At 63.3% G+C, this 25,330-nt stretch carries 20 protein-coding genes; 15 read left to right on the top strand and 5 right to left on the bottom strand.

The features are described from left to right. Positions 1–67: 67 nt before the first annotated feature. From JFN91_RS04720 to JFN91_RS04730, 3 genes are read left to right on the top strand one after another with little or no spacing between them, the layout of a single operon-like run. Positions 68–1,186 (top strand): radical SAM protein, encoded by a 1,119-nt coding sequence (locus JFN91_RS04720; protein WP_199388044.1) that lies wholly within the window; start codon positions 68–70, stop codon positions 1,184–1,186. 49 nt (positions 1,187–1,235) lie between these two features. Next, on the top strand, positions 1,236–3,041 hold the full coding sequence (locus JFN91_RS04725; RefSeq protein WP_236014963.1) for a sensor histidine kinase: 1,806 nt from the start codon (positions 1,236–1,238) through the stop codon (positions 3,039–3,041). Then, positions 3,038–4,384, top strand: a complete 1,347-nt coding sequence (locus tag JFN91_RS04730) for a sigma-54-dependent transcriptional regulator (protein ID WP_199388045.1) — start codon at positions 3,038–3,040, stop codon at positions 4,382–4,384. Before JFN91_RS04725 ends, JFN91_RS04730 begins: the two co-directional genes overlap by 4 nt. Before the next feature lie 131 nt (positions 4,385–4,515). Here the strand turns inward: JFN91_RS04730 and JFN91_RS04735 are convergent, their stop codons facing one another. From JFN91_RS04735 to JFN91_RS04745, 3 genes are read right to left on the bottom strand one after another with little or no spacing between them, the layout of a single operon-like run. Further along, on the bottom strand, positions 4,516–5,796 hold the full coding sequence (locus tag JFN91_RS04735; protein WP_199388046.1) for a hypothetical protein: 1,281 nt from the start codon (positions 5,794–5,796) through the stop codon (positions 4,516–4,518). 25 nt (positions 5,797–5,821) lie between these two features. Next, positions 5,822–7,117, bottom strand: coding sequence for a hypothetical protein (locus tag JFN91_RS04740; protein WP_199388368.1), 1,296 nt, complete (start codon positions 7,115–7,117; stop codon positions 5,822–5,824). A gap of 59 nt (positions 7,118–7,176) precedes the next feature. Continuing rightward, complete coding sequence (locus JFN91_RS04745; protein ID WP_199388047.1) at positions 7,177–8,790, bottom strand: benzoate-CoA ligase family protein; 1,614 nt, start codon at positions 8,788–8,790, stop codon at positions 7,177–7,179. Positions 8,791–9,011: 221 nt separating this feature from the next. Here JFN91_RS04745 and JFN91_RS04750 point away from each other — a divergent pair, with 221 nt between their 5' ends. The 10 genes from JFN91_RS04750 to JFN91_RS04795 all read left to right on the top strand — a co-directional run bounded on the left by JFN91_RS04750 (position 9,012) and on the right by JFN91_RS04795 (position 22,109). Next, positions 9,012–10,868 (top strand): bifunctional acetyl-CoA hydrolase/transferase family protein/GNAT family N-acetyltransferase, encoded by a 1,857-nt coding sequence (locus JFN91_RS04750; protein WP_199388048.1) that lies wholly within the window; start codon positions 9,012–9,014, stop codon positions 10,866–10,868. A 505-nt stretch (positions 10,869–11,373) separates the two neighbouring features. After that, complete coding sequence (gene had, locus JFN91_RS04755) at positions 11,374–12,459, top strand: 6-hydroxycyclohex-1-ene-1-carbonyl-CoA dehydrogenase (RefSeq protein ID WP_199388049.1); 1,086 nt, start codon at positions 11,374–11,376, stop codon at positions 12,457–12,459. Beyond that, the gene (locus tag JFN91_RS04760) at positions 12,456–13,265 is read left to right on the top strand and encodes a cyclohexa-1,5-dienecarbonyl-CoA hydratase (protein WP_199388050.1); all 810 of its coding nucleotides are present in this window, start codon (positions 12,456–12,458) and stop codon (positions 13,263–13,265) included. Before had ends, JFN91_RS04760 begins: the two co-directional genes overlap by 4 nt. Before the next feature lie 211 nt (positions 13,266–13,476). Continuing rightward, positions 13,477–14,190: a 3-oxoacyl-ACP reductase FabG gene (gene fabG / locus JFN91_RS04765; protein WP_199388051.1), complete on the top strand. Its 714-nt coding sequence runs from the start codon at positions 13,477–13,479 to the stop codon at positions 14,188–14,190. 223 nt (positions 14,191–14,413) lie between these two features. Then, positions 14,414–15,610: a thiolase family protein gene (locus JFN91_RS04770; RefSeq protein ID WP_199388052.1), complete on the top strand. Its 1,197-nt coding sequence runs from the start codon at positions 14,414–14,416 to the stop codon at positions 15,608–15,610. 19 nt (positions 15,611–15,629) lie between these two features. Next, a complete protein-coding gene (locus JFN91_RS04775; protein ID WP_199388053.1) occupies positions 15,630–16,484 on the top strand; it encodes an amidohydrolase family protein in 855 nt (284 codons plus the stop codon). Positions 16,485–16,630: 146 nt separating this feature from the next. Continuing rightward, positions 16,631–17,611, top strand: coding sequence for a GTP 3',8-cyclase MoaA (moaA, locus tag JFN91_RS04780; protein ID WP_199388054.1), 981 nt, complete (start codon positions 16,631–16,633; stop codon positions 17,609–17,611). Positions 17,612–17,646: 35 nt separating this feature from the next. Further along, the gene (gene fdhD, locus JFN91_RS04785) at positions 17,647–18,417 is read left to right on the top strand and encodes a formate dehydrogenase accessory sulfurtransferase FdhD (protein ID WP_199388055.1); all 771 of its coding nucleotides are present in this window, start codon (positions 17,647–17,649) and stop codon (positions 18,415–18,417) included. 125 nt (positions 18,418–18,542) lie between these two features. Beyond that, positions 18,543–20,330, top strand: coding sequence for a sigma-54 interaction domain-containing protein (locus JFN91_RS04790; protein WP_199388056.1), 1,788 nt, complete (start codon positions 18,543–18,545; stop codon positions 20,328–20,330). A 465-nt stretch (positions 20,331–20,795) separates the two neighbouring features. Next, on the top strand, positions 20,796–22,109 hold the full coding sequence (locus JFN91_RS04795; RefSeq protein WP_199388057.1) for an acetyl-CoA hydrolase/transferase family protein: 1,314 nt from the start codon (positions 20,796–20,798) through the stop codon (positions 22,107–22,109). A 226-nt stretch (positions 22,110–22,335) separates the two neighbouring features. Here JFN91_RS04795 and JFN91_RS04800 read toward each other — a convergent pair whose 3' ends face one another. Continuing rightward, positions 22,336–22,779: an Rrf2 family transcriptional regulator gene (locus JFN91_RS04800; protein ID WP_199388058.1), complete on the bottom strand. Its 444-nt coding sequence runs from the start codon at positions 22,777–22,779 to the stop codon at positions 22,336–22,338. 33 nt (positions 22,780–22,812) lie between these two features. Continuing rightward, on the bottom strand, positions 22,813–23,259 hold the full coding sequence (locus JFN91_RS04805; protein ID WP_199388059.1) for a GNAT family N-acetyltransferase: 447 nt from the start codon (positions 23,257–23,259) through the stop codon (positions 22,813–22,815). 298 nt (positions 23,260–23,557) lie between these two features. On the opposite strand from JFN91_RS04805, the gene JFN91_RS04810 reads away from it, so the two are divergent. Together JFN91_RS04810 and oah are read left to right on the top strand one after the other, a co-directional pair. Continuing rightward, on the top strand, positions 23,558–24,019 hold the full coding sequence (locus tag JFN91_RS04810) for an acyl-CoA thioesterase (protein WP_199388060.1): 462 nt from the start codon (positions 23,558–23,560) through the stop codon (positions 24,017–24,019). A 97-nt stretch (positions 24,020–24,116) separates the two neighbouring features. Next, on the top strand, positions 24,117–25,262 hold the full coding sequence (gene oah / locus JFN91_RS04815) for a 6-oxocyclohex-1-ene-1-carbonyl-CoA hydratase (RefSeq protein WP_199388061.1): 1,146 nt from the start codon (positions 24,117–24,119) through the stop codon (positions 25,260–25,262). Positions 25,263–25,330 lie beyond the last annotated feature (68 nt).

A 25,330-nucleotide genomic window follows, 5' to 3' on the forward strand; every position in this document is an offset into this window, starting at 1 on the left:
GTCACAAGATGGCAATGGGCAGGCAGTCGAGTTGCTGAACAGGTAATCCACAATCCGCGAGGTTTCCATGCCACCATACACCGGGTTCGAGCAGGGCCCGATCCGTCCCCCCAGCGAGGCCGACAGCCTGTTGATCCGCGTGAACCGGAACTGTCCCTGGAACCGCTGCACCTTCTGCTCCCTCTACAAGAAGCGCAAGTTCTCCATCCGCCCGGTGGAGGATGTCATCCGCGACATCGACACCGTCCACCATTTGATCAAAGAGATCGCCGCGGGTGCGCCGCCGCAGTCCCTGCGGGGGGAGCACCGGGAAGTGTTCGCCGCCTGGAGCTGGTACTGCTCCGGCATGGAGTCGGTGTTCCTGCAGGATGCCGACAGCCTCACCTATCGTCCCGATAACCTGCTGCGGATCCTCCATCACCTGCGGGACAGGTTTCCGCTCGTTAAGCGGATCACCTGCTATGCCCGCTCCGCGAGCCTCGCCCGCACGCCTGATGCCGCCCTGAAGCAACTCGCCGCGGCGGGGCTGAACCGGATTCACGTGGGGATGGAGACCGGCTCGGAGACGCTGCTTAAACTGGTGCGCAAGGGAGTGACCAAGGAGGACCAGGTCGTTGCCGGGCTCAAGGTGAAGGGGGCGGGAATCGAACTGTCGGAGTATTTCCTGGCCGGCCTCGGGGGGACCGAGCTTTCCCACGAGCACGCCGGGGAGAGCGCCGATGTCATCAACCGCATCAACCCGGACTTCATCCGCTTCAGAGCACTGCACATACGGGACGGCTTGGACCTTTTCCCGGACGGCGGCCACATACGCTTCCGTCCCGCGCCGGACCTGGTGCTGGCGCGGGAGATCCGCACCTTCCTGGAAAGGCTTGACGGCATCACCAGCGCGGTAAGAAGCGACCACGGCTTCAACTTGTTCCAGGAGATCAATGGCGCCTTTCCAGGGGGCAAGGAGCGCATGGTCGCGGTGCCCGTGAAGTTCATGGAGCTGGAGCCGGAACAGCGAGTGCTGTATCAGGTGGGGAAAAGGACAGGGCACCTGCAGCGGCTCGATGATCTCCAGCACCCTGAACGGGTCGCACCGGTGCGGGAGACCTGCCGCCAAGCTGGGATCACCGCCGGGAACGTCGATGAGCGGATGCACGAGATGATGCAGGAGCGGATGAGAAGGGGGTTGTACTAGGTCGCAGCTGGTAACGGCCGCCCCCCCCGGCTACAAGAGGGTTTCCTTCATGATGACCTTTCTGCGCAGATTCAAGGCCACGGCTGTCCTCGTGCTCATCGCAGGTCTGACGGTCTGCGCCTTGGTGACCATCCGCCGCTCCAACGAGGAGATCCGCGCCGAGGCGCGGGCCAGGTTCTTCGAACAGTACAACCGGCAGCAGTACCTGGTCGCCGAACTCACGGCGCACTCCCTCGATGAGATGTTCGCCACCTTCCGCCGCAACCTGGAGTTGGTAGCCGGCCTGTTCGAGGGCGGCTGCGTCGACCAGGGGCGGGCGCAACGGGTCAAAAGCAGCCTGGGCAAGATCTACGGCTCGCTGCTCGACACCCCGGTCATCGACCTGGTGGTTTTCGACAGCACCGGGGTGGCCGTGGCCATAGAACCGCAGGACCACTTCACGCTGGGGCGGAACTATGCCTGGCGGGAGTACTACCGCTGGGCGAGAGAACAGCGGGAGCCGGGGCGGCTCTACATCTCGCCGTTCATGCGGATGGAGGGGGGACGAAACCGCGGCGTAAAGGAACTCCTGGTCGCGCGGGGAATCTACGGCCGCCGGGGTGAATTCAAGGGCGTAGTCGCCTGCACCGTGGATTTCGACAAGCTCGCCCGAAAGCACGTGCTCTCGGTGCGAATAGGCAGGCACGGCCAGGCCTGGCTCATGGACAGCACCACGAGGACCGTGCTGGTGGACCCCAATGGCAGGATCGCCGGACAGACCTTTGACCAGGCGCTGCGCCGCAGGTGGCCGCGGCTCTACGACCTGCTGCGGCGCGCCGGTGGGGGGAAACCCGGCAGCGGCTGGTACGACTTCGAGGACCCTGCCGACCCGCGCTTGCAGGTCCGCAAGCTGGTCAGCTACCATCCGGTGCGCCTGGAAAACCGCCTCTGGATCGTGGGGGTGACTACCCCGGAGCGGGAGGTGGCGGCGCTCCTCTCGTCGTTTCTGCAACGCCAGGAGGCGATGTCGATGACGCTGCTGGTGACCATACTTGCGGTGGCGGCGCTCCTGCTCGCCCTGTTTTACTACTGGAACCGCACCCTTGCCGCCCAGATCGGCCTGCACACCAGTGCGCTCAGCGAGGCGCACGCCCGCTTGAAGTCCACTTTCGACGAGCTCCTGGTGGTGAAAAAGGTGGCGGCGACGGGGCACCTCGCCCTGGGACTCGCCCACGAGATCCGCAATCCCCTCTCTGCGATCAGGATGAACATGCAGATGATCCGCAAGAGGATCGAGCCGACCGGGGTCATGTACGAGAACTTCTCCATCGTGGAAGGGGAGATCAAGCGCCTGAACCGCCTGCTCAAGGATGTGCTGGACTTCGCCCGGCCGCGGCCGCTCAGGCTGCAACCGGTAGCGGTGGCGGAACTGGTAGGCCGTCTCTTGCAACTGATGTCGCAGCGCCTCAACGACCGCGGTATCGGCGTGGTCACCAATGTCGAGCCGGATTTGCACCTGGTTTGCGACCCGGAGCAGATCCACCAGGTGCTGCTGAACCTCGTGCTGAACGCCATGGAGGCGATGGAGGGATGCGATGTGCGCTCCCTTCAGATAACGGCCCTGGGCAGAGGTGGGCAGACCGTGATCGAGGTGAAGGACTCCGGCCCCGGGATCACGCGCGACAAGTGCGAGCAGCTCTTCGATCCCTTCTACACCACCAAGCCTTCCGGCGGGGGGCTCGGGCTCTCTATCCTGCAGACCATCGTGGTGAACCATGGCGGCGTGGTTTCTGTCCGTAGTGAAGCCGGCGAAGGAGCTACCTTCACCATAACCCTCCCGGCAGGCACTGCATCGTCAAACGGAGACATCACGTGAAAACCATTCTGATTGCGGACGATGATGCAGCCATCAGGCGGACCCTGGAGCTGCACCTTGGCGAGGAAGGCTTCTCGGTGGTCACAGCGGCAAACGGCCGCCTGGCCGTGGAGATCGCGGCAGAGAGCCGGATCGACCTGGTCCTTTTAGACCTGCGCCTGGGAGGAGTGGACGGCTTCGAGGCGCTTAGGCTCATGAAGGAACGCAGGGCGGAATTGCCGGTGGTGATGGTGACGGCCTACGACGACATGCAGACTGCGATCGAGGCGATACGTCTGGGCGCCATCGACCACCTGGGTAAGCCGGTGGACCTCGACCTGCTGGACAAGGTCATCGCCCGCATCTTCCAGATGAGTGCGCTCTCCAAAAGCGGCGTCGCCTTCTGCGATTCGCCCGATCCCCCTTTCGAACCGAACATCATGGTGGGGCGCTCGCTGGCCATGAAGGAGGTCTACAAGGTGATCGGGGCGGTGGCGGATTCGCGGGCCACCGTGCTGATCCAGGGCGAGAGCGGGACCGGGAAGGAGATGGTGGCCCGCGCGCTTCACTTCAACAGCAGCTTCCGCAACCGCCCCTTCGTCGCGGTGGCCTGTTCATCGCTGGCGCCGACCGTTTTGGAGAGCGAACTCTTCGGTCACGAGAAAGGGGCCTTCACCGGCGCCTACCGCACCAAGCCGGGCAAATTCGAGCTGGCCCAGGGGGGGACGCTTTTTCTCGACGAGATCTCGGAGGTGAGCCATGAGATCCAGGTGAAGCTGTTGCGGTTTCTCCAGGAAAGGGAATTCGAGCGGGTCGGGGGGGTGGAGACCATCAAGGCCGACGTGCGCGTGGTGGCCGCGACCAACAAGGGTCTCGCCGGACTGGTAGCGGCAGGCGAATTCCGCCAGGACCTCTACTACCGCCTCAACGTGGTGAGCCTCGACCTGCCCCCGCTTCGGGAGCGCAAGGACGACATCCTGCTGCTGGTCAGGTTCTTTCTCGGCAAGATCAGGCAGGAGACGGGGAAGAACGTGGATGTGGTACCGCAGGAGACGCTCGGCCTGATCCTGGCCCATTCCTGGCCAGGCAACGTGCGCGAGCTGGAGAACGCGCTGCGCCGGGCCGTACTTTTGTCCCGCAGCAACGTTTTATTGCCGGAATCGCTGCACCTTTGGGGGGGACGGGAAGAGGGGAGGCTTGCCCTGGTGATGAAGCCTCTCCACGTGGTGGAGCGGGAGCATATCGAGAACGTCCTTATGTACACCAACTACGAGAAGAAAAGGGCGGCCGAGATACTGGGGATATCCCGGCCGACCCTGGACCGGCGGCTCAAGGAGTACGGTCTGGAAGAGCCGGCGGCGTAAATAACTGCGGTATGCCCCTACCACGTTCTCCCCTTTGCGAAGGGGGGACAGGGGGGATTTTGTTCCTGAGACGAAAATCAAATCCCCCTAAATCCCCCTTCGCAAAGGGGGACTTGACCGCGGGAGATAGGTCAGCAGTTCCCCTGCTGGGCCGGTTCTCCTCCTGCTACTGCGGCGGGAGACAAGGCCGGCTCGGGCACCTTTCGCACCAGCGGCCACTTGTCGAAGAAGGTGTTCAGGAAAAGCAGGGTCATGAGCAGGGCGAACTGCCCGGCCAGTACCCCCAGCGGGGGGATCCCCATGCCGAGATCGTTGGCACCGTAAGGTATCAGCTTGAAGCTCTTCAGCCAGGCGACCCCGTACAGCGTCCCGCCGCCGAACCAGGCCGCCATGCGGCACAGTATCCTGGCACCGGTCCCCGGTACCAGCGCGGCGCTTGGGTAGTCGTCGAAGAGGTGATGCCAGGCCAGCATGAAGACGATCACGGAGAGCTCCAGCGACGCGACGACGACGTCGGCGGGGAGCCCCGGCGCCAGGTTGAGCGGCACGATGATGCTCTTGATGAGGGGCGGCATGACAAACCCCGCGGCCAGGGCGATGGCGAAGCCGCAGATCCCCATGAGGGGCTGCTTCTTCGCCAACAGCTTCATCGGGTAGAGCTCGCCCCCCTCCACCGGCATGATGGCGAAGATGACGTAGGCCTGGCAGAAGGCGGCGAAGGCGGGCCAGGTGCCAAAGGGCGGAGTGACGATCTGCTCCGGGCCGATGGCGAGCTTCATCCAGCTCGGGACGATCATCGCCATCCAGGCGATCCAGGTAAGGGCGGTACCCAGGGCAAGGGTCGCCCAGCTCTCGAAGGGCTTTTCACCCCTGCCGGCGAAGGGCCACTTCTGGAACAGCGAGACCAGCGGGATCTGGGCCACGATCACGGCCAGCGCATAGAAGTTTGAGGCTTCCCATGCCTCGACGGCCAGGTGCACTTCCTGTGCGGATCCCGGGGTGAACATGATGGCGAAACTGAATGGTTTCCACCAGATCCCGAGAAAGCCGATCAGGGCGGTGAAGCCGGCCACTCCCGCGCTCCAGGCCACCAGGGTGTAGCCGATCCCGGTCCAGGGCTGCCGCGTGGTGAGGGCGCTCTTGCCGTGATTTCCCATGACCAGGGTAAGCCAGATCCAGGTGTTGATCACCATCCAGAAGAAGGTGCCCCGAGCAACGGCGCCGATCAGGTTGCCGGCGGTTTTGGGGTCGGCGGCGGCGAGCCCCTCCGCGGCGAGATCCAGGTAAAGAGCCTTGATCGTGAGGGACCAGGCGGGCCAGATCAGCATGGCCACGGTAAAACTGAGCGCGAGGGCGGCGGCGCCGGTCCCGAGCTGGCTTTTGAACAGCCTCTTTGTCGTGTACTGCTCCATGGGATTCTCCTTTTTAGGGCGTGAATTAGAAGAAGTAGAAGGCGGAGAGGCGGTAGACGTTGGCCATTCCGGTGTCGGAGCTCCCCGCCGTGTTGTTGCCGTAACGGGTGTCGAGGTGCTGGTATTCGGCGCCGAAGCGGATGGCGGCGTTGATGTCGTAGGATACGTTGGCAAAGAGTTGCGAGCTCGACTTCTGGTAGTTGGCAATCCCGGCGTAGCTGTCGTTGTCGTAGGCGCTGCGCCTGCCGTAGCCGGCGGTGACGCCCAGGTCCTGGGTGGGATAGAAGATCCCCTGCCCGAACAAGCCGTACCCCTTGGCGGGTCTCTTGTCCCCGGCGGGGCCGGTGAGGGGCGTGGCGGTGGCGTAGTTGAAGGACATGTTGGCCGCCTGGTACGCCTGGGCCTCGAAGCTCGCCGTCTTGGCGCGGCTTTTGCCGTCCTTCGAGGGCAGTACCGGCACGAACAGGTAGCCGCCGTACCCCCAGGAGTCGAGGCTCCGGCTGTTGCCACCCACGTCCTCCCGGCCGTACAGGCCGAAGAAACCGGTCTGCAGCGGGTTCATGGAGAGCCCCCAGAAGCCCGGGGCGACGCCGAGACGTTTACTCACCAGCATGGCCTGCCCGGCGCCGTTCACCATCCCTCCCCAACTGTCAGTGGCGGTGCCGGTCTGCTGGTTGGAGTCCTGCACCGGGTTTTGCACGGAGAGGCTCAGCTTCAGGAGGTCCTGTTCGGAAAGCTTCACCTTCTGCGTGACCCTTATCTGCGCCACGCGCGGCTGCTGCGGGTTGCCGGCGGTGGCCCCCAGGCCGAAGTCGAGGGTGGAGGCGGAGGCGACGCCGAAGTTGTCCCAGTACTGGCCGAACAGAAGCTGGGTGTTGTCCCAGTCCATGGTCCCGTAGGCGTGGCGCATCCTCAGGTTTCCGGATTCGTTGGTGCCGTTGGCGCCGTAGAAGTCGACCTCCACCAGCGCCGAGGTCTTGGCGCCCAGCACCGGCGGGCCCGCTACCTTGAACCACAGGCGCGACTGGCGCGCAGTGAAGATGGACTGGTCCTGCTGCCCTGCGGGCGAGCTCGATTTGGGAATGCCACCCTGCTGCAGGGTCGCCAGGGCGCCGTTGGAGCCGAGGTTCACCGAGTTGTGGACGTAGTCGAGCTTCACCATACCGCCGAAGCTCATGTTGAACTTGCTCAGCACCGGGGAGGCCATCTTTCCGTAGAAGCCGGGGGCCACCTCGCAGGAGGGGTTGAAGTCGCAGTTGTAGCCGGGTACCGCCGCCGGGGCGAGTTCCTGCCCCAGTGCCGGGGCGGCCAGAAGCAGCATTGCAGGTAACAGAATTCTTTTCTGGAGCACGTGGCCCTCCTTTTGGTTGGCAGCCGCTCTCAGGCGGCCTGTTGTTGCTGCAGCAGGTTGCGCAGCTCGAAGCGCTTGATCTTGCCGGTGGCGGTCTTCGGGAGCTCGTCCATGAAACGGATCCAGCGTGGGTACTTGTAAAGGGCGAGGGACGACTTGACGAATTCCTTCAGTTCCGTCTCCACCTGTTCCGAGGGCTCCTTGGCCGGGCCCAGCACCACGAAGGCCATCGGCTTCACCAGGTCGTCCTCGTCGCAGGCGCCGATGACGGCGCATTCAAGGACGTCGGGGTGCTCGATGAGGCACGCCTCCACCTCGTTGGGAGAGACCCAGATGCCCCCCACCTTCAGCATGTCGTCGGAGCGGCCGGCGCAGAAGAAGTACCCCTGATGGTCGCAGTAATACTTGTCGCCGGTGTTCAGCCACTGCCCCATCATGGTCTCGCTGGTCTTGCCGTGCTTGTTCCAGTAATAGGCCGCGGCGCTGTCCCCCTTGACCAGCAGGGTCCCGATCTCGCCGGGGGAGACGTCGTGCATGCTCTCATCGACGATGCGCGCCTCGTAACCCGGAACCACCTTCCCGGAGCTTCCCGGGGTGATCTCGCCGGGGCGGTTGGAGACGAAGATGTGCGCCATTTCGGTCGAGCCGATGCCGTCCAGGATGTCGAGTTGGAAACGGGCCTTCCAGCGGTGCAGGTAGGCGGGGGGGAGCGCCTCTCCGGCTGAGACGCAAAGGCGTACGCCCGGCATGGTCCCTTCCTGTTCCAGCATCTGCCCGTACAGGGTGGGGACCCCGAAGAAGAGGGTGGGGCGGTGCCGGCGCACCGTGGCATAAACCTGTTCAGGAGTCGGCCTCTGGGGGAGGTAGACGGCGGTGGCGCCGACGTGGAACGGGAAGTAGATGCCGTTGCCGAGCCCGTAGGCGAAGAAGAGTTTGGCGGCCGAGAAGAAGACGTCGTCCTCCCTGATGTCGAGGACCTTTATCCCGTAGGTGCTGGCGGCGTACACCATGTCGTGCTGCAGGTGTACCGTCCCCTTCGGGGAACCCGTCGACCCGGAACTGTAGAGCCAGAAGCAGGCGTCGTCGCGGCACGTGGGAGCGGTGTCGAGCCGGTCGGAATGGGCTGCCAGGAGCTCGTCGAAGTCGAGGTCCGCCGGGCGCAGCGTCTGGACGGCAGAGCTGGCAGCGTGCGGGGTGTGCTGCCCCCCGCCTTGGCGCTGGCCGACCACGATGACGTGCTCGAGGAAGGGGAGGCTGCCGCGGATCGGTTCGATCTGTTCCAGAAGGGGCGCATCCACCACCAACACGCGGCTCCTCGAATCGTTCAGGTAGAACTGGAAATCCTGTGTGCGGTTCATGGTGTTCAGGCAGACCGGGACCGCCCCCGCCTTGATGGCCCCGAAGAAGGCCTGCGGGTACACCTCGGTGTCGAGAAGCAGGAGGGAAACGCGCTCTTCCATACGGACCCCGAGTGACTTGAGGGCGTTGCCGAACCGGTTCATCCCGGCCTGAATGTCGGCGTAGGTGAAGGAGCGGTCCTCGCAGAGTACGGCCACTTTTTCCCCTCTACCTTCGCGCACGTTGCGGTCGACGAAATGATCGGCGGCGTTGAAAGCATCCGGCAGGTTCAGACTGTACGGCATGGTGGCCTCCTTTTGGTGCGGGTGTGATTTTTGTAAAATGATGTTTTGCAGTAGGTGGGCCAACTGGTCGTAGCGATTTGTTAAAACTTATATCGCTTTGAAAGATATGGATAATTTGTGATTGGTGCTGGACTAACGCCGTTAATTTTTAATGTAAGGCGCGGCTGCCGTGTAACGAACTGAGGGGTGGTTGTAAAGGTTTGAAGGGGAAGGAGGGGCGCATGGAGGCACGACTCATGGAGCAGTACCGGCACAAGCTGACCACGGCCGACGAGGCGGTGCGGCATATCCAGTCCGGGTGGCGCATCTTTCTGGGGTCCGGCTGCGCGGTGCCGCAGACGCTTCTGGCCGCGCTGGTGAAACACGCCGGTTCTTTTCACGACCTGGAGCTGATCCAGCTCCTCGCCTTCGGCACCGCCGACTACTTCACCAAGCATCATGCAGGGCACCTGCGGCACAACTCATTCTTCATCAGCAGCCAGATCCGTGAGGCGGTCTGTGACGGCCGCGCCGACTACACGCCGATATTTTTGAGCGAAATCCCGGAGCTGATCCGCTCGGGGCAGCGGGGGAACCAGGTCGCCCTGCTGCAGCTGTCTCCCCCGGACCGTCACGGCTACTGCAGCATGGGGATCAACGTGGACATTCAGCGTGCCGCCCTGGACCGGGCCAAGCTGGTCATCGCCGAGATCAACCCGCGCATGCCGCGCACCTTCGGCGACAGCGCCGTTCATCTCGACAGCATCGATCTCATCGTGGAGTCCGACGTCCCCATCCTCGTCTCCGAGCCCAAGGAACCCGACGAGGTGGAACTGCAGATCGGCTACCACATCTCGAGGCTCGTGGAAAACGGCAGCTGCCTGCAGATCGGCATCGGCGCCATCCCCGGTACCGTCCTCAAGTTCATCGCCGACAAGCGCGACCTGGGCATCCACACCGAGATGTTCAGCGAACAGCTTTTGCCGCTCATCGAGCAGGGGACCATCACCAACCGCCTGAAGAAGGTCCATCCCGGCAAGAGCGTGGCGAGCTTCGTGATCGGCAGCCACGCCCTCTACGACTTTGTGGACGGCAACCCCGGGGTCGAGTTTCATCCCTCCGACTACGTCAACGACCCTCGTGTGATCAGCGCCAACGACCGCGTGGTCGCCATCAACTCGGCCCTGCAGGTAGACCTCACCGGGCAGATCTGCGCGGACAGCATCGGCTACAAGTTCTACAGCGGCATCGGCGGGCAGGTCGATTTCACCCGTGGCGCAGCCATGAGCCGCGGCGGCAAACCGGTGATCGCGATCCGGAGCCGGGGGAGGGACAACGGCGCGAGCCGCATCGTGCCGCGCATCGACGACGGCACCGGGGTGGTGACCAGCCGTGGCGACGCCCACTACGTCGTGTCCGAGTACGGCATCGCCTACCTGCACGGCAAGACGATACGGGAGCGGGCCCTTGCCCTCATCTCCATCGCTCACCCCGACTATCGGCGTGAGCTGCTGGAATTCGTCAAGAACAAGCACTACGTCTACGAGGACGAACAGGTGTGGCAGCAGGCGCTGGACCGTTACCCGAGGGAGTGCGAAGAGACCCGGAGCTTCGCGGGAAGGGAGCTGCAGTTGCGCCCGCTCAAGGCCGTCGATGAGCGCCTGCTGCAGGAGTTCTTCTACAGCCTCGACCCCGAGAGCGTGTACAACCGGTTCTTCGGCAGCAAGGTGCAGATGGCGCACCGTGAGGCGGCGAAGCTCGTATGCATCGACTACGACAGCCGCATGGCGCTGGCGGTGTTCGACCGCCAAGAGGGGATCGAGAGAATGGTGGCCGTCGCGCGCTACGCGGTGAATCCGCGCACAGCCATGGCTGAAACGGCCGTAGTCGTGCACGAGGATTATCGCCGCCTTGGGATCACCCGCCATCTCATGCGCCGGCTCGAGTTGTACGCAAGATCGCGCGGCGTTGAGGGGTTCCAGGCCGAGATACTGCCGAACAACGAGGCGATGCTCCGCTACCACCGCGAGCTCGGGCACTCGCTCGTCTTCTCCCAGGAAAGCGGCTACTTCCACATGGAATACCGTTTCGAAGGGTGAGGGTGGAAGTCCTCAAAAAACAGCTGTCCGCTCTTCTCGTCCCTCCAATCGCTGCCTCATACCCTCAGTAGATCAATAATTTAACCTGATTAGCCCCCGACCCCGCCTGCAGTGGTGTTTTGTCGGTGAGAAAGAGCCCTCCCCTCCGGAGGGCGGGGACGCTTGAGCAACTTTCTCAGAAACGATGATCTACCGCCAAGATGCCCGTCCCCCTCTCCCTCCGGGAGAGGGCTGGGGTGAGGGCGCTGCAATAGGCGATGATCCCGCTTCGTGGCACCTCCCTCACCCGCCCTTCGGGCACCCTCTCCCAGAGGGAGAGGGCATTAGCGGAAGATTGTCGCTACTCAGTAATTTAATGCCACCGCCCCTGCCGGCGCCGGTATCGGAAAAATATTTGCAGAAATCGGCTTGACACCTAAATTGGTATTGTGGTACCTATTTACACAAAACAAAGTTTTGCTGATCCGTATACCACCGGACAGCCACTACTGAAAGAGGAGGTTTTATGTCCAAGCAAGCGTATCGCTGGTCTATGATGGCCGTTGGTGAACCTATGGCGAAGAGCGAATTCACCCCGACCCCGGGAGCCGGTGAGGTCGTGGTCGAGGTTGCCGGCTGCGGCGTCTGCCACACCGACCTCGGCTTTTACTACAGCGGAGTCCGTTTCAACCATCCCGCGCCGCTCACGCTGGGGCACGAAATCTCCGGCCGCGTCGTGGCTACCGGTGCCGGCGCCGGCAACTGGATGGGCAAGGCGGTCCTCATCCCGGCGGTCATGCCCTGCGGCGAGTGCGACCTCTGCCTCTCCAGCCACGGCACCATCTGCCGCGCGCAGCAGATGCCGGGCAACGACATCCACGGCGGCTTCGCTTCGCACATCGTGGTCCCGGCCAAGACCCTCTGCCCGGTGGACGAGAAGCGTCTCGCCGCCTCCGGTCTCACCCTCGCCGACATCTCCGTCGTCGCCGACGCGGTGACCACGCCGTACCAGGCGGCGGTCCAGGCCGAGGTGCAGCCGGGGGATGTCGCCATCGTCATCGGCGTCGGCGGGGTAGGCGGCTACGCGGTCCAGGTGGCCAACGCGCTCGGCGCGACGGTGATCGCCATCGACGTCGACCAGGTGAAGCTGGACAACATGGCGCAGCACGGCGCCGCGCTCACCCTCAATTCCCGCGAGATCGCCGGCAAGGAGCTCAAGAAGGCCATCAACGCCTTCGTCAAGGAGAAGGGGCTCAAGGAGACCTGCTGGAAGATCTTCGAGTGCTCCGGGAGCGCACCCGGGCAGGACACCGCCTTTGGTCTGCTCACCTACGGCGCCACCCTCTCCGTTGTCGGCTTCACCATGGACAAGATCGAGCTGCGCCTCTCCAACCTGATGGCCTTCCATGCCCGGGCCCTTGGCAACTGGGGCTGTCTCACGGAGCTCTACCCGGCCGCGCTCGACCTGGTCCTCGACGGCAAGGTCAACCTGGTCCCCTTCATCGAGAAGCATCCGCTGGACAACATCAACGAGGTCTTCGCCTCCGCGCACGCGCACAAGCTCACCAGGCGCGCCATCCTGGTCCCCGGCGCGCAGGGAGGTGTGCAATGAGCCAGGCCGCCGCAGCCGCACAGACCATGACGGCGCCGGCCGAGTCCCCGCTCAAGGTGAGCCTCGAGCGCGACGGCCGGCTGTTGAAACTCACCCTGGCGCGTCCCAAGGCGAACATCGTCGATGCGGCCATGATCGCCGCCTTGCAAGCCGCCCTGGACGAGTACCTTGTCCGCCCGGAGCTGAGGGGCGTCCTGCTGACCGCTGAGGGGCCGCATTTCAGCTTCGGCGCCAGCGTCGACGAGCACATGCCCGACTCCTGCGCCCAGATGCTCAAATCGCTGCACGCACTGGTGCTGAAGCTCGTGGAGAGCCCGGTGCCCGTCCTGGTGGCGGTGCGCGGGCAGTGCCTGGGTGGGGGGCTCGAGGTCGTCGCGGCCGGGAACTTCATCTTCGCCGCTCCCAATGCGCAGCTCGGGCAGCCGGAGATAAAGCTTGCCGTCTTCGCCCCCGCGGCCTCCTGCCTCTTGCCGGAGCGGATCGGGCAGGCGCAGGCGGAGGACCTCCTGTTCTCCGGCCGCAGCGTGAGCGCGGAAGAGGCGCTGCTCATGGGGCTCGTGTCGGTGGTCGCGGAGGACCCGGACCAGGCCGCCTACGACTACTTCGACAAGCACCTGGCTCCGGTGAGCGCGAGCACCCTGAGGTTCGCCGTCAAGGCCGCCCGCAGCCAGTTCGCGCAGCGGGTGCGGGCTAAGATCGAGTTTGTTGAGAAGCTTTACCTGGAAGAGATGATGAAGACGCACGATTCGGTCGAAGGCTTGATGGCCTTCGTAGAGAAACGCCAGCCGACCTGGCTCGACCGTTAGCCGTGCGCTAAGGAACTCCACCCCCGCAAGGGGGACGGGGGATTGCCGTTCTCTCGGACAGGCGGCAATCCCCCGGAGTCCAAAATAGTACACAGACCTAAATCCCCCCTGTCCCCCCTTCGCAAAGGGGGGGACGTGATGCCGTGCTTGGTCCCTTCGAGGGAACACGCCTGGCTGGGGAGTCCTATCCTACAGCTTTATAGGGGGCGACATGAGCAGCTTTCTGAATTTCAAGGGACGGACCGCGGTGGTTACCGGAGGCGCGCGCGGACTTGGCCTTTCCATCACCCGCACGCTTTTGCAACACGGCGCCAAGGTGCACGTTTTCGATGTGGCCGAGGGTGAAGCGGGAGGGGACTACCAGTTCCACAAGGTCGACATCACGGACCCCGCCAGCGTCTCGGCCGCCGTGGCCGCCATCCCGGACCAGGTGACCCTTCTGGTCAACAACGCCGGCATCACCCGCGACCGCAGCGTCTTCAAGATGTCGGACGACGAGTGGCAGTCCGTGCTCGGGGTGAACCTGACCGGAGCCTTCAACGTAGTCAGGGCCTTCGCTCCGGGGATGAGGGACGCCGGCTACGGCCGCATCGTGAACATCACCTCGATTAACGGCATCCGCGGCAAGTTCGGGCAGGCCAACTACTCGGCCTCCAAGGCGGGACTCATCGGGCTTACCAAGACGTTGGCGCGCGAGCTGGGGCCCAAGGGGGTGACTGTGAACGCGGTGGCGCCGGGCATGGTACTGACCGACATGGCGCTCGCCCTCCCCGCGGAGATCCTCGACAAGGCGAGGAACGAGTGCCTGCTGCCGGACCTCGCGAAGCCCGAGGACATCGCCAATGCTGTCGCCTTCCTCCTTTCGGACGCGGCCGGAAAGATCACCGGCGAGGTGATACGGGTGGATTCGGGGCAGTACATCTAAACGTCCGCCACCCCTCTCCCCGTGGGAGAGGGGCAGGGGGGAGGGCGTCGCAAGGTAGCAGGATGTTGCTTTGGCCAGCGCCCTCACCCGCCCTTCGGGCACCCTCTCCCGGCGGGAGAGGGGATGGACGCCGGTGGGGCGATGGGACTTGCGGACATAACTGGAATGAACGGATTAAAAGCTGGCCCTGCCGGAGCGAACTCCAGCAGGCATGGAGGTTCATGTGCGTGAAGCGGTGATTATCGATGCGGTGAGGACCCCGGTGGGGAAGTTCGGCGGTGCGCTGGGAAAGGTGAGGCCGGACGACCTGGTGGCGCTGTGCATCTCGGAACTGGTCCAGCGCAACCGGCTCGACGCCTCCCTGATTGAGGACGTCATCCTCGGCTGCACCAACCAAGCGGGCGAGGACAACCGCAACGTGGCGCGCATGGCCGCGCTGCTCGCGGGCCTGCCGCACAGCGTCGGCGGCCAGACCATCAACCGCCTCTGCGGATCGGGGCTGAACGCGATCAACGCCGCGGCGCTCGCCATCAAGGTGGGGGAGGGGGACGTCTTCATTGCCGGGGGCACCGAATCTATGACCCGCGCCCCCTTCGTCTTCGCCAAGGCCGATTCCCCGTTCTCCCGCGACATGAAGGTCTTCGACTCGACCATCGGCTGGCGCTTCACCAACCCCAGGATGACAGAGCCGTACGCGAAGGAGGGGATGGGGGACACGGCGGAGAACGTGGCGCAGCGCTACGGGATCACGCGCCAGGAGCAGGACGAATTCGCCCTCGCCACCCAGAGGAAATGGAGCGCCGCCCACGAGGCGGGAAAGTTCGCCGACGAGCTGGTGCCGGTTCGGGTGCCGCAAAAAAAGGGTGAGCCGCTTCTGGTGGACATGGACGAGTTCCCGCGCCCCGGCGTCACCATGGAACAGCTCGGCAAGCTCCCCGCTGCCTTCAAAAAGGACGGCACCGTCACCGCCGGCAACTCGAGCGGCATCAACGACGGCGCCGCCGCGGTACTGCTCATGGAAGCGGAACGCGCGCGCCTGCTGGGCTACCGGCCACTGGTCCGGGTGGTGTCCAGCGCCGTGGCCGGCTGCGATCCTTCCTACATGGGGCTCGGGCCCATTCCCGCCATCAGGAAGGCCCTGGAGCGCGCGCGCCTTACCATCGGCGACATCGATCTCTTCGAGCTGAACGAGGCCTTCGCGGCCCAGGCCATCCCCTGCATCAGGGAACTCGGCATCGATCCGGAAAGGGTCAACGTGAACGGCGGCTCCATCGCCATCGGGCACCCCCTGGGTTCCACCGGCGCCCGCATCACCGCAACGCTCGTGCACGAGATGAGAAGGCGCGGCTCGCGCTACGGGCTCGTCTCGCTTTGTATAGGCCTTGGGCAGGGGATCGCGACCATTGTGGAGCGGGTCTGAAAGGAAAGGGAGAAACGTCATGCCGGTGCCGGGCGAGCAGAAACCGCGACCTTTGAGGATCGATTTCCACGTGCACCTCGCGTCGTACGACGGCTCGATGCACCCTTGGGTCGTGGAGTGGATACGGCAGTCCCATCCGGGAGGCTACGAGGAATACGTCGCCCGCTACAACGACCCCGGCGCCTTCGAGGCGCTGCTTGAAGAAGAAGGGGTGGATTATGCCTGCATCCTCGCCGAGTTGAACCCGGTCACCACCGGCATGTGCAGCAACGACTCGGTGCGTGATTTCTGTCGCGGCAGGAAGAAGCTGATCCCCTTCTGCGACCTGAACCCCTACCTGCATACGGACCTGGGCGCTGAACTGCGCCGTAAGGTCGAAAGCGAAGGGTTCCGGGGCATCAAGCTCTATCCCAGCTACCAGCACTACTACCTCAACGAGCCGAGGATGTACCCCCTGTACCAGGCTGCGGAGGAACTCGGCATCCCCGTCCTCATCCACACCGGTTCCTCGGTCTTCAAGGGAACCAGGCTGAAATACGCCAACCCCCTGCACCTCGACGACGTGGCGGTCGACTTCCCCTCGTTGAACCTTGTCATGGCCCACTCCGGACGCGGCTTCTGGTACGACCGCGCCTTCTTCCTCTCAAAACTGCATAAAAACGTCTATATGGAGCTTTCCGGGCTTCCTCCCGCGAAGCTTTTGACCTACTTCCCCGAACTGGCGCGCAATACGGACAAGACAATTTTCGGCAGCGACTGGCCCGGAATGCCGCGCATCCGCCACAACATGGAGGCGATAGCGGGACTGCCGCTGCCGCCGGAAGGTGTCGCCGCGATCCTCGGGGGGAATGCGGCCCGCATCCTCAAGTTGTAAATCCCCTCCCCCGGAGGGGGAGGGTTAGGGAGGGGGAGGTTAGGAGCACCCCCTCCCGACCTCCCCCCTCCGGGGGGAGGAGTGGGCCGGAGGAGTGGCGGATCATTCCGAAGTGAAGAAGCCACTTTCGCTACAAGGAGCGGACCATGTCTCTGATTGATTCCTACGGCAGACGCATCAACTACCTTCGGCTTTCGGTGACGGACCGCTGCAACCTGCGCTGCCGCTACTGCATGCCGGCCAAGGGAGCACAGATGCTCCCTCACCACGAGATCCTCTCTTTCGAGGACCTGCTGAGGGTCGCCGAGCAGGCGGTTGCCGCCGGCATCCGCAAGATTCGGGTCACCGGCGGTGAACCGCTGGTACGCAGGGGGATACTCCCTTTCCTGGCGCGGCTGGGGCGACTCCCCGGCTTGCAGGAACTGGTGCTGACCACCAACGGCATCCTGCTCGGAGAGATGGCCAGGGGGCTTAAGGATGCGGGAGTGCAGCGGCTCAATATCAGCCTCGATTCGCTGAAGCCGGAAACCTTTTCCAGGATCACCCGCGGCGGGAAGCTCTCAGATGCGCTCTCCGGCATCGAGGCGGCGGAAAAAGCCGGTTTTCCGCCGCACAAGATCAACGTGGTGCTGATGCGCGGCGTCAACGACGGCGAGATCATGGACTTCGTGGAACTGACCCGGGAGCGCCCTTACAACGTCCGCTTCATCGAGTACATGCCCACCCACTCGGGCAACTGGCGCGCCTTCTCCATCCCGGGCTCGGAAGTTCTGGAGCGGATCGCGGAGCGCTACCTCATCGAGAAACTGGCCCCGGGCGAGCATTCCGGTCCTGCCAGTAACTTCCGGGTGCGGGGGGCGCAAGGGTCGCTTGGGATCATCTCCGCCATGACCGGGCACTTCTGCGGCAGTTGCAACCGCCTGAGGGTCACCGCTGCGGGAATGGCGCGGGGGTGTCTCTTCTCTGGGGACGGGGTGGACCTGAGGCCGCTTTTGGCCGCCGGGGACGACACCCTGCTCAGGCAGGAGATACGGAATATCGTGCAGGCGAAGCCCGCAGGGCACGAGATGAAGGGGAGGGCGGCATTTCCCCCCGCCTCCTTCCACATGTCAGGCATAGGCGGCTGAAGACGGCAACCAGGAAAAACTGGAGCGGAGGAGTCATGAGCTGGGTCTACAGGTATGAAAAGGGAACGTTGTCGGCACGGGAGCGCGAGGTGGTCGAGGAGGTCCCGGTGGTTCTCAACGTGAACGGCAGGGAACTGGCAACCTTGATCGCTTCTCCGCACGACCTCCGGTTCCTGGTGGCGGGGTTCCTGCGCATGCAGGGGCTGGTTGAGCGGGCGGAGGATTTTTACCTTCTCTCGGTCTGCAACGACTTCGGCATGGCCAAGGTGCAGATCAAGGGGGAACTGCCGGAGAGCCTCAAACCGGTGCTGACGTCGGGGTGCGGCACGGGAATCAGCTTCACCATCCCCCAGGCCCGCCGCATGCGCCCGGACCAGACCCGCACCAAAGGCTACCTCCCGGCGGATGTCTTTACCATGATGGATGCGCTGGCGCAAAAGGCGGATGGCTACGCAACCCATGGCGGCATCCACTCGGCCGCCGTGGGGCACGGCGGTGTGGCGCTTTTCTCCGAGGACCTCGGGAGGCACAACACCATCGACAGGATCGCCGGCGAGGCCCTCCTCAAGGGGATCGACCTGGCGGGGATGATGCTGGTCACCTCGGGACGGATCTCGACCGAACTGGTGGCGAAGGCTGCGCTGCTCGGTATCGGCCTGGTCGCCTCGCGCACTTCTCCGACCTCAACCGCGGTGCAAATGGCCGGGGAGGCGGGGATCACGCTTATAGGGTACGTGAAGGCCGAGCGGTTCGAGGTTTATTCTCATCCGGACCGTCTGGACGTGGTGGGATCGGAAACCCCGTAACATCAAGAAGGTTGACAGCGGTTGAAGATATCTCGTATACACAATCAACCGGGGTTGACCGATGCGGTTTCCGCGACGACGGCTGACCTTTCATCTTCCCGGGGGCACAAGCGAAAGGTGAGACCATGGACCAGGCCACAGAAATAGCCGGACCGGCAGCAGTGAAGGCCGCGAACGACGGGAACTCTTCGGGGATCCTGCATCTGGACGCCGAACTCTGCATCGTCTCCCTGGACGAGGCCGCCGGGACCCTTCTCGGGGCGGCTCCGCATACGCTCCTGGGGCGGAGGCTGGACGAGATCGCCGACCTGGCGGAGTTGGGCGCCTACATGAAGAGCGGCACTGTCTTCAACGGGCAACCGATTGAAGTCAGCGGTCGTCGGATCCTGTGTGACTACCTCCCTACCGTGGAATCGGACCAGGTCGTTGGAGGCGTACTCTCGCTGCAGCGCGTTCTACCCGAGGCCCTTGACTGCCAGGTCGACCTGAAGGAATTGCTGCAGTCCGCCGGCGCCTACCTCGATCTCAACTACGACGGCATCGTCATCTGCGACCGCGCCGGCATCATCGTCATGGTCAATCAGGCATTCGCAGATCTCCTCGACACCACCCCCCACGCCATGATCGGCAAACACCTGAACGAGGCCTACCTCAACTCGCAACCCTCGCGCCTTCCCGCCGTGATGGAGACCGAGACCCCGCAGGTCGGCATCACCCACTACATCAACGGCAAACAGGTGTACGCCTCCCTCTACCCGATCCAGAAGAACGGGAAGGTGGTGGGGGGGATCGGCAAGATCCTCTTCAAGGACATCCGCGAGATCACCCTGATCGCGAACCGGCTGCAGACGGCACCCGAGACGCGGGCCCTGGCCGGGAGCGTCACCAGGAAAGAAACGAGTTCGCGCTACGACGTCAACAGCATCGTCGGGCAGAGCAAGAAGATCCTCGACCTGAAGGAATCCCTGCTGCGCGTCGCCGGGAAGAATTCAAATGTTCTTCTGCTGGGGGAAAGCGGCACCGGCAAGGAGCTCTTCGCCCATGCCATCCACGCCGCCAGCAACCGGCGCTACGCCCAGTTCGTCAAGGTGAACTGCGCCGCCATCCCGGAACACCTGCTGGAATCGGAGCTGTTCGGCTATTCCGAGGGGGCCTTCACCGGGGCCCGCAAGGGTGGGCAGCTTGGAAAATTCGAGCAGGCGCACCTGGGAACGATCTTCCTGGACGAGATCGGCGACATGCCGCTCTACATGCAGGCGAAGATGCTGCGCGTTCTGCAGGAGAGGGAACTCACGCCGCTTGGCGGGGGTGCTCCCAAGATGGTCGACGTCAGGGTGGTCGCCGCGACCAACTGCAACCTTGAGCACCTGGTCCGCGAGGGGAAGTTCCGGCAGGACCTGTACTACCGCCTGAAGGTGGTGACGCTCAGCATCCCCTCGCTCAGGGAGCGCAAGGAGGACATTCGTCCCCTGGTCATGAACTTCATCCACCAGTTCAACGAGGAATTCGGCCTGGAGGTGCAGGCGCTGAGCCTCGAGGCGAGGGAAATCATCATGCGCTATGACTGGCCCGGCAACGTCCGGGAACTGCGCAACGTCATCGAAAGCGCGTTCAACCTGGTCACCGGCCCTCTCATCCTGCGTGATCATCTCCCCGAACAGCTATCTCGGATGCACGACTCCTCGGCCGCCGAGGCATCCGCCGCACAGGACATAGGCGGTTACATTCACCAGCGCTTGGGGGCCAAGTCCCTGGCCGAGATAGTGGACGAGTTCGAGCACCTCCTGTTGGAAACAGCCCTGGAGGTGAGCAAGGGGAACAAGCTCCATGCCGCCGACCTGCTGGGCATTTCCCGGCAGTGGCTCTACAAGAAACTGCACAAGTACGAATCCGGCCCCGGCGAAGATACCTGATTTTCCTGCATCCTTCCCTGTTCTTCCTACATCCTTCCCTTCATCTTTTGCTCGTTCGTTTCACGCCATTATCGCCCGCTTCACGTTAACGATGTTTTGCTAGGGCCCGGTGAACTTCCTTTGCCAGGGATTGGTTCAGCGGGCACCATTTGGGCGAGCGTTGTTGTCACACCACTGTAAACACTTTGTATACGCTACGCGTCAGTTGCTAAGCGGCTGAAATCCTATCAGGTATTTGATAGTGTCGCCTCCTTGTGTCAACGGTTGTTGACAGGGGCTTCCCGACGTCTCTTTTCGACTTTCCAGAAAATGAGAACAGTGTTTTGATCATTTACAAATACTTGCGCGCGCTTCCATGACTTTTGTCAAAAGAAAGTCTTTTTTGGTATCAGGGTTGCTTTACCTGTCCTACAAACACGAGCCTGTCGTCAGGACGTTCAACCCTAAAGGATGGAGGAGCCACCCGTGAAGAGTATCGCTCTGGCAAAAAGCAATTTTGAACAGGAATACCGGCAGAAACTCTGTACCCCCGCTGAAGCAGCCTCGATTGTCAAATCGGGGGATCACCTGTGTTTCCCGCTCGGAGTCGGCGAGCCGACCCTCTTCGTGAAGGCGCTGGCGGCGCGCAAGCGCGAGCTGGAGGGGGTGGTGGTGAACCAGCAGCATCACCTGTGTCCCGACTATTTCACCGAGGACTCCGTGCCGCATATCAAGGTGAACGCCTGGTTCACCAGCCACGTATCGCGCGAGGCGGTGCAGAAGGGGTGGGCGGATTTCGTCCCGAACCACTTCCACGAGGTCCCCAAGCTCCTGAGGGAATACTGGCCGGTGGACGTGGCGGGGACGGTGGTGTCGCCGATGGACGAGTTCGGCTACTTCACCTGCAGCCTCTCGGTCGGCTACACCATGGAGGCGGTGAAGAAGGCGCAGAAGGTGGTGGTGCAGGTCAATCCGCACGCCCCGCGCACCCACGGCAACTGCCACATCCACATCTCCGAGGTGGATCACATCGTGGAGTGCAACGAGCCGCTCAAGGAGCTGCAGATACCGGAGATCTCCCCGGTCGAGGAGGCCATTGGCGCCCATCTCGCCGAGATGATCCCGGACGGGTCGTGCCTGCAGCTGGGGTGGGGGGGGATCCCCAACGCGGTCACCAAGGCGCTCCTCAGCAAGAAGGATCTGGGGATCCACACCGAACTCATGTCCGACGGCATCGTGGACCTGATGCTGGCCGGTGCCGTGAACAACTCCAGGAAGAACATCCATCGCGGCAAGGCGCTGGCGACCTTCGCCCTGGGGACCAAGCGGCTCTTCGACTTCATGAACGAGAACCCGATGATCGAGATGCACCCGGTCGACTACGTGAACGACCCGGCCGTCATCGGCTCCATCGACAACGTGGTGGCCATCAACGCCACCATCCAGGTGGACCTGCTGGGGCAGTGCTGTTCCGAGTCCTTCGGGCACCTGCAGTGGAGCGGGACCGGCGGCCAGGCGGACTTCGCCCGCGGCGCCAACCGTTCGCGCGGCGGCAAGGCGTTCATCACCACGGCCTCGACCGCGAAGAACGGCACCATCTCCTGCATCGTGCCGACGCTCACCCCGGGGGCCTCGATAACCACCAGCAAGAACGACGTCGACCACGTGGTCACCGAGTTCGGCGTGGCGAAGCTGCGCGGGCAGACCGCCAAGCAGCGCGCGATGAACCTGATCAACGTGGCGCATCCGGATTTCCGCGGCGAACTGATGGAGGCGGCGCGGAGGATGAACAGGATTTAGCGGACGGTGGAGAAGTGGGAGATCTCTCTTCTGGAGGAAGGCATATCTTCAGAAGTGCCGACGCGTCCCCGCCCCCGGAGGGGGAGGGTTAGGGAGGGGGAGCAGCTCTCTCCGGCTTCCCCCCTCCTAGCCTCCCCCCTCCGGGGGGAGGGACGCGTCCTCGTTGATTCGACGTCGTGGGTCAATGGCGGAGTGTAATGTTAAGCGCGTGTCTGTAGACGGGCCGTCACCCCTTGGGCGCTTCCTTCTGCGCGGCGAGTTCGGCGCGCAGGCGGGTGTTCTTGAGGGCGGTTGCGAGGGTGATGGTGTCGAGGATGGCGCGGGTGACGGTATCGATCTCGTTGGTGATCGCCTGCAACTCCTCGACGACGGGATCGGCGGCCTTGTTCCAGTGCGGCATGTCGAGGTCGGATTCCATCGTCTCGAAGAGCTTGATGATGTCCAAGAGGGTGGTGCGGTTGACGTTGCCGGCGAAGCGGTAGCCGCCTCCTACACCGCGCATCGCCTGCACCACACCTTCGTGCACCAGGTTACGCATCACCTTGGCCAGGTGGTGCGAAGAAATGCCGTACTTGTCGGCGATATCGGCGGTGGAAAGTTGCCTCTCGGGTTCGCTCGCCAGTTCCAGCACCGAGATCAGCGCGAAGAGGCTTGCCTTGTTCAGCTTCATGATGTGCTCGCTCCAGTAGGGCGCAGGGCCCCCTCAGTCGATTTGCTTTTCCAGTTCGATGTAGCGGCCGGTGCGCATCCCCATGCCGCGGAAGAAGGAGAGGGTGAGCTTGCTGTCGATGTCCACCATGGTACGGACGGTGGAGACGCCGGCTTGTTTGAGCCTCTGACAGATCTCGTCGAACATCTTCTTGCCGATGCCTCCTTCGCGGACGGAAGGGGAAACGGTGAGGGCGAAGACCCAGCCACAGGGAGGGGAACCGAACTCCCAGGCACGGACCTCGCCGATAATGAAACCTACCGGCGTGCCCCCCTGTTTGGCGACCAGGAACACCCGGTCGGTGCGTCCGCTCTCGACATAGCGCTGGAATACGCCGCGCCAGTAGCCGATCTTGTCTTCCTTGAGTCCCGCCCGGTCCAGGGCGATGACCGCTTCCAGGTCCCCCTGGACCGCGTCCTCGATGGTGATCTGCTGATTCATGTTGTTCTCGCTCGCGCAGGCCGCCGGCTCTATGGCCAAGCCGGACGCCGCTCGGGTAAATGGGCCCCAGGGTACGGGGACTGTTAAAGTGGTAAATTAGTACCATAAATGCCGCAGTCTGGCAAGTGCTGGAAAATAATAACGGCCCGATGCTAAAAAAGTGTTGACACTAAATCGGTATAGTGATACCAATTTAGCCATGTAACGCTGTTCTGTTAAATGGTAGACGCCGCCGGCTTGCAGGTGGCGCCGCTGCCGAAGCTCCCGTAACCGGGAGGGCGGCAGAGGGAGGTTTCCCATGAACGACATGTTCCGTTACTACATGAGGGTGCGCTACTACGAGTGCGATGCGCAGAAGGTGGTCTATAACGCGACCTATGGCAACTACGTCAGCGTGGCCACCACCGAATTCCTCCGCGCCCTGGAGGGGAGGGACCTGCTGCACGGGGACCTCGATTACAAGGTGGTCAAGCAGGAAATGAAGTGGCATGCGCCGGCCCGCTACGACGAGGTGCTGGAGGTGTCGGTGGCCGTGAAGCAGCTCGGTCGCAGCTCGGTCACCATAACGACCGACTTCCGCATCGCGGGCTCACCCGATGTGATCGCCTCGGCGGACACGGTCCGGGTCCTGGTCGACGCCCAGACCATGGAGAAGAAGGGGATCCCGCAAGACGTGCGCGAGATGCTCAAGGCAGGCGCTCCGGGTGTGGTGGTTGACCACGCCGGTTACATCGATCTGGACAATATCGTCTTTTCTTAAAACACCGATTCTTTTTTTTAACCCAATAATCGTATTACAGTACCGTAATACAACAAAAGGGCGGAAGCCCACAAACAGACAAGCAAAGGGGGAAGCCGTGGCAACTACAGACGAAATCATAAAGAGAACCGCACCGTCCCATCTCATCGACCACAACCTCATCGACCGCGAGGTGGAGAGCCTGTGCGACGGCATGGTGCAGTACGAGAAAAGGCCCGCCAAGCGTCGCGACGGCAGCACGGTGGACGGCCTCTACAACGCCTGGATCATCTTCAACAACCCCAAGCAGTTCAACTCCTACACCACCGACATGGTCAAGGCCACCATCCTCGCCTTCCGCCGCGCCTCCGCCGACCGCCAGGTGAACGCGGTGGTCTTCACCGGGGTGGGGGAGAAGGCGTTCTGCACCGGCGGCAACACCAAGGAGTACGCCGAGTACTACGCCGGCAACCCGCAGGAATACCGCCAGTACATGCGCCTTTTCAACGACATGGTTTCCGCGATCCTCGGCTGTGACAAGCCGGTCATCTGCCGCGTCAACGGCATGAGGATCGGCGGCGGCCAGGAGATCGGCATGGCCTGCGACTTCTCCGTCGCGCACGACCTGGCCAACTTCGGCCAGGCCGGTCCCAAGCACGGCTCGGCGGCCATCGGCGGCGCCACCGACTTCCTCCCGGTCATGATCGGCTGCGAGCAGGCCATGGTCTCCGGAACGCTGTGCGAGCCGTTCTCGGCGCACAAGGCGGCGCGCCTGGGCATCATCGCCGACGTGGTCCCGGCGCTCAAGGTAGGCGGCAAGTTCGTCGCCAACCCGACCGTCGTCACCGACCGCTTCCTCGACGAGTACGGCCGCGTCGTCCACGGCGAGTTCAGGACCGGCACCCAGTTCAAGGAAGGGCAGGCGATGATCAAGGAAGGCGAGATCGATCTCTCCCTGCTGGACCAGAAGGTCGAGGAACTCTGCGCGAAGCTGCTGGACACCTTCCCCGAGTGCATGACCAAGAGCCTCGAGGAGCTGAGAAAGCCCAAGCTGAACGCCTGGAACCAGAACAAGGAGAACTCCAGGGCGTGGCTCGCGCTCAACATGATGAACGAGGCGAGGACCGGCTTCAGGGCCTTCAACGAGGGGACCAAGGAGACCGGCCGCGAGATCGACTTCGTCAAGCTGCGCCAGGGCCTCGCCGTCGGCACGCCGTGGACCGAGGAACTGGTCGACAGCCTCATGCCGCAGGCGGCCAGGTAGGAAAGGCCCGGCAGCACCGGTCCCGAACGTCGGAGTCCGAACTCAAGACAATAACCAAGGGGTAACAC

The organism is Geomonas anaerohicana, assembly GCF_016458305.1.
GTDB lineage: Bacteria > Desulfobacterota > Desulfuromonadia > Geobacterales > Geobacteraceae > Geomonas > Geomonas anaerohicana.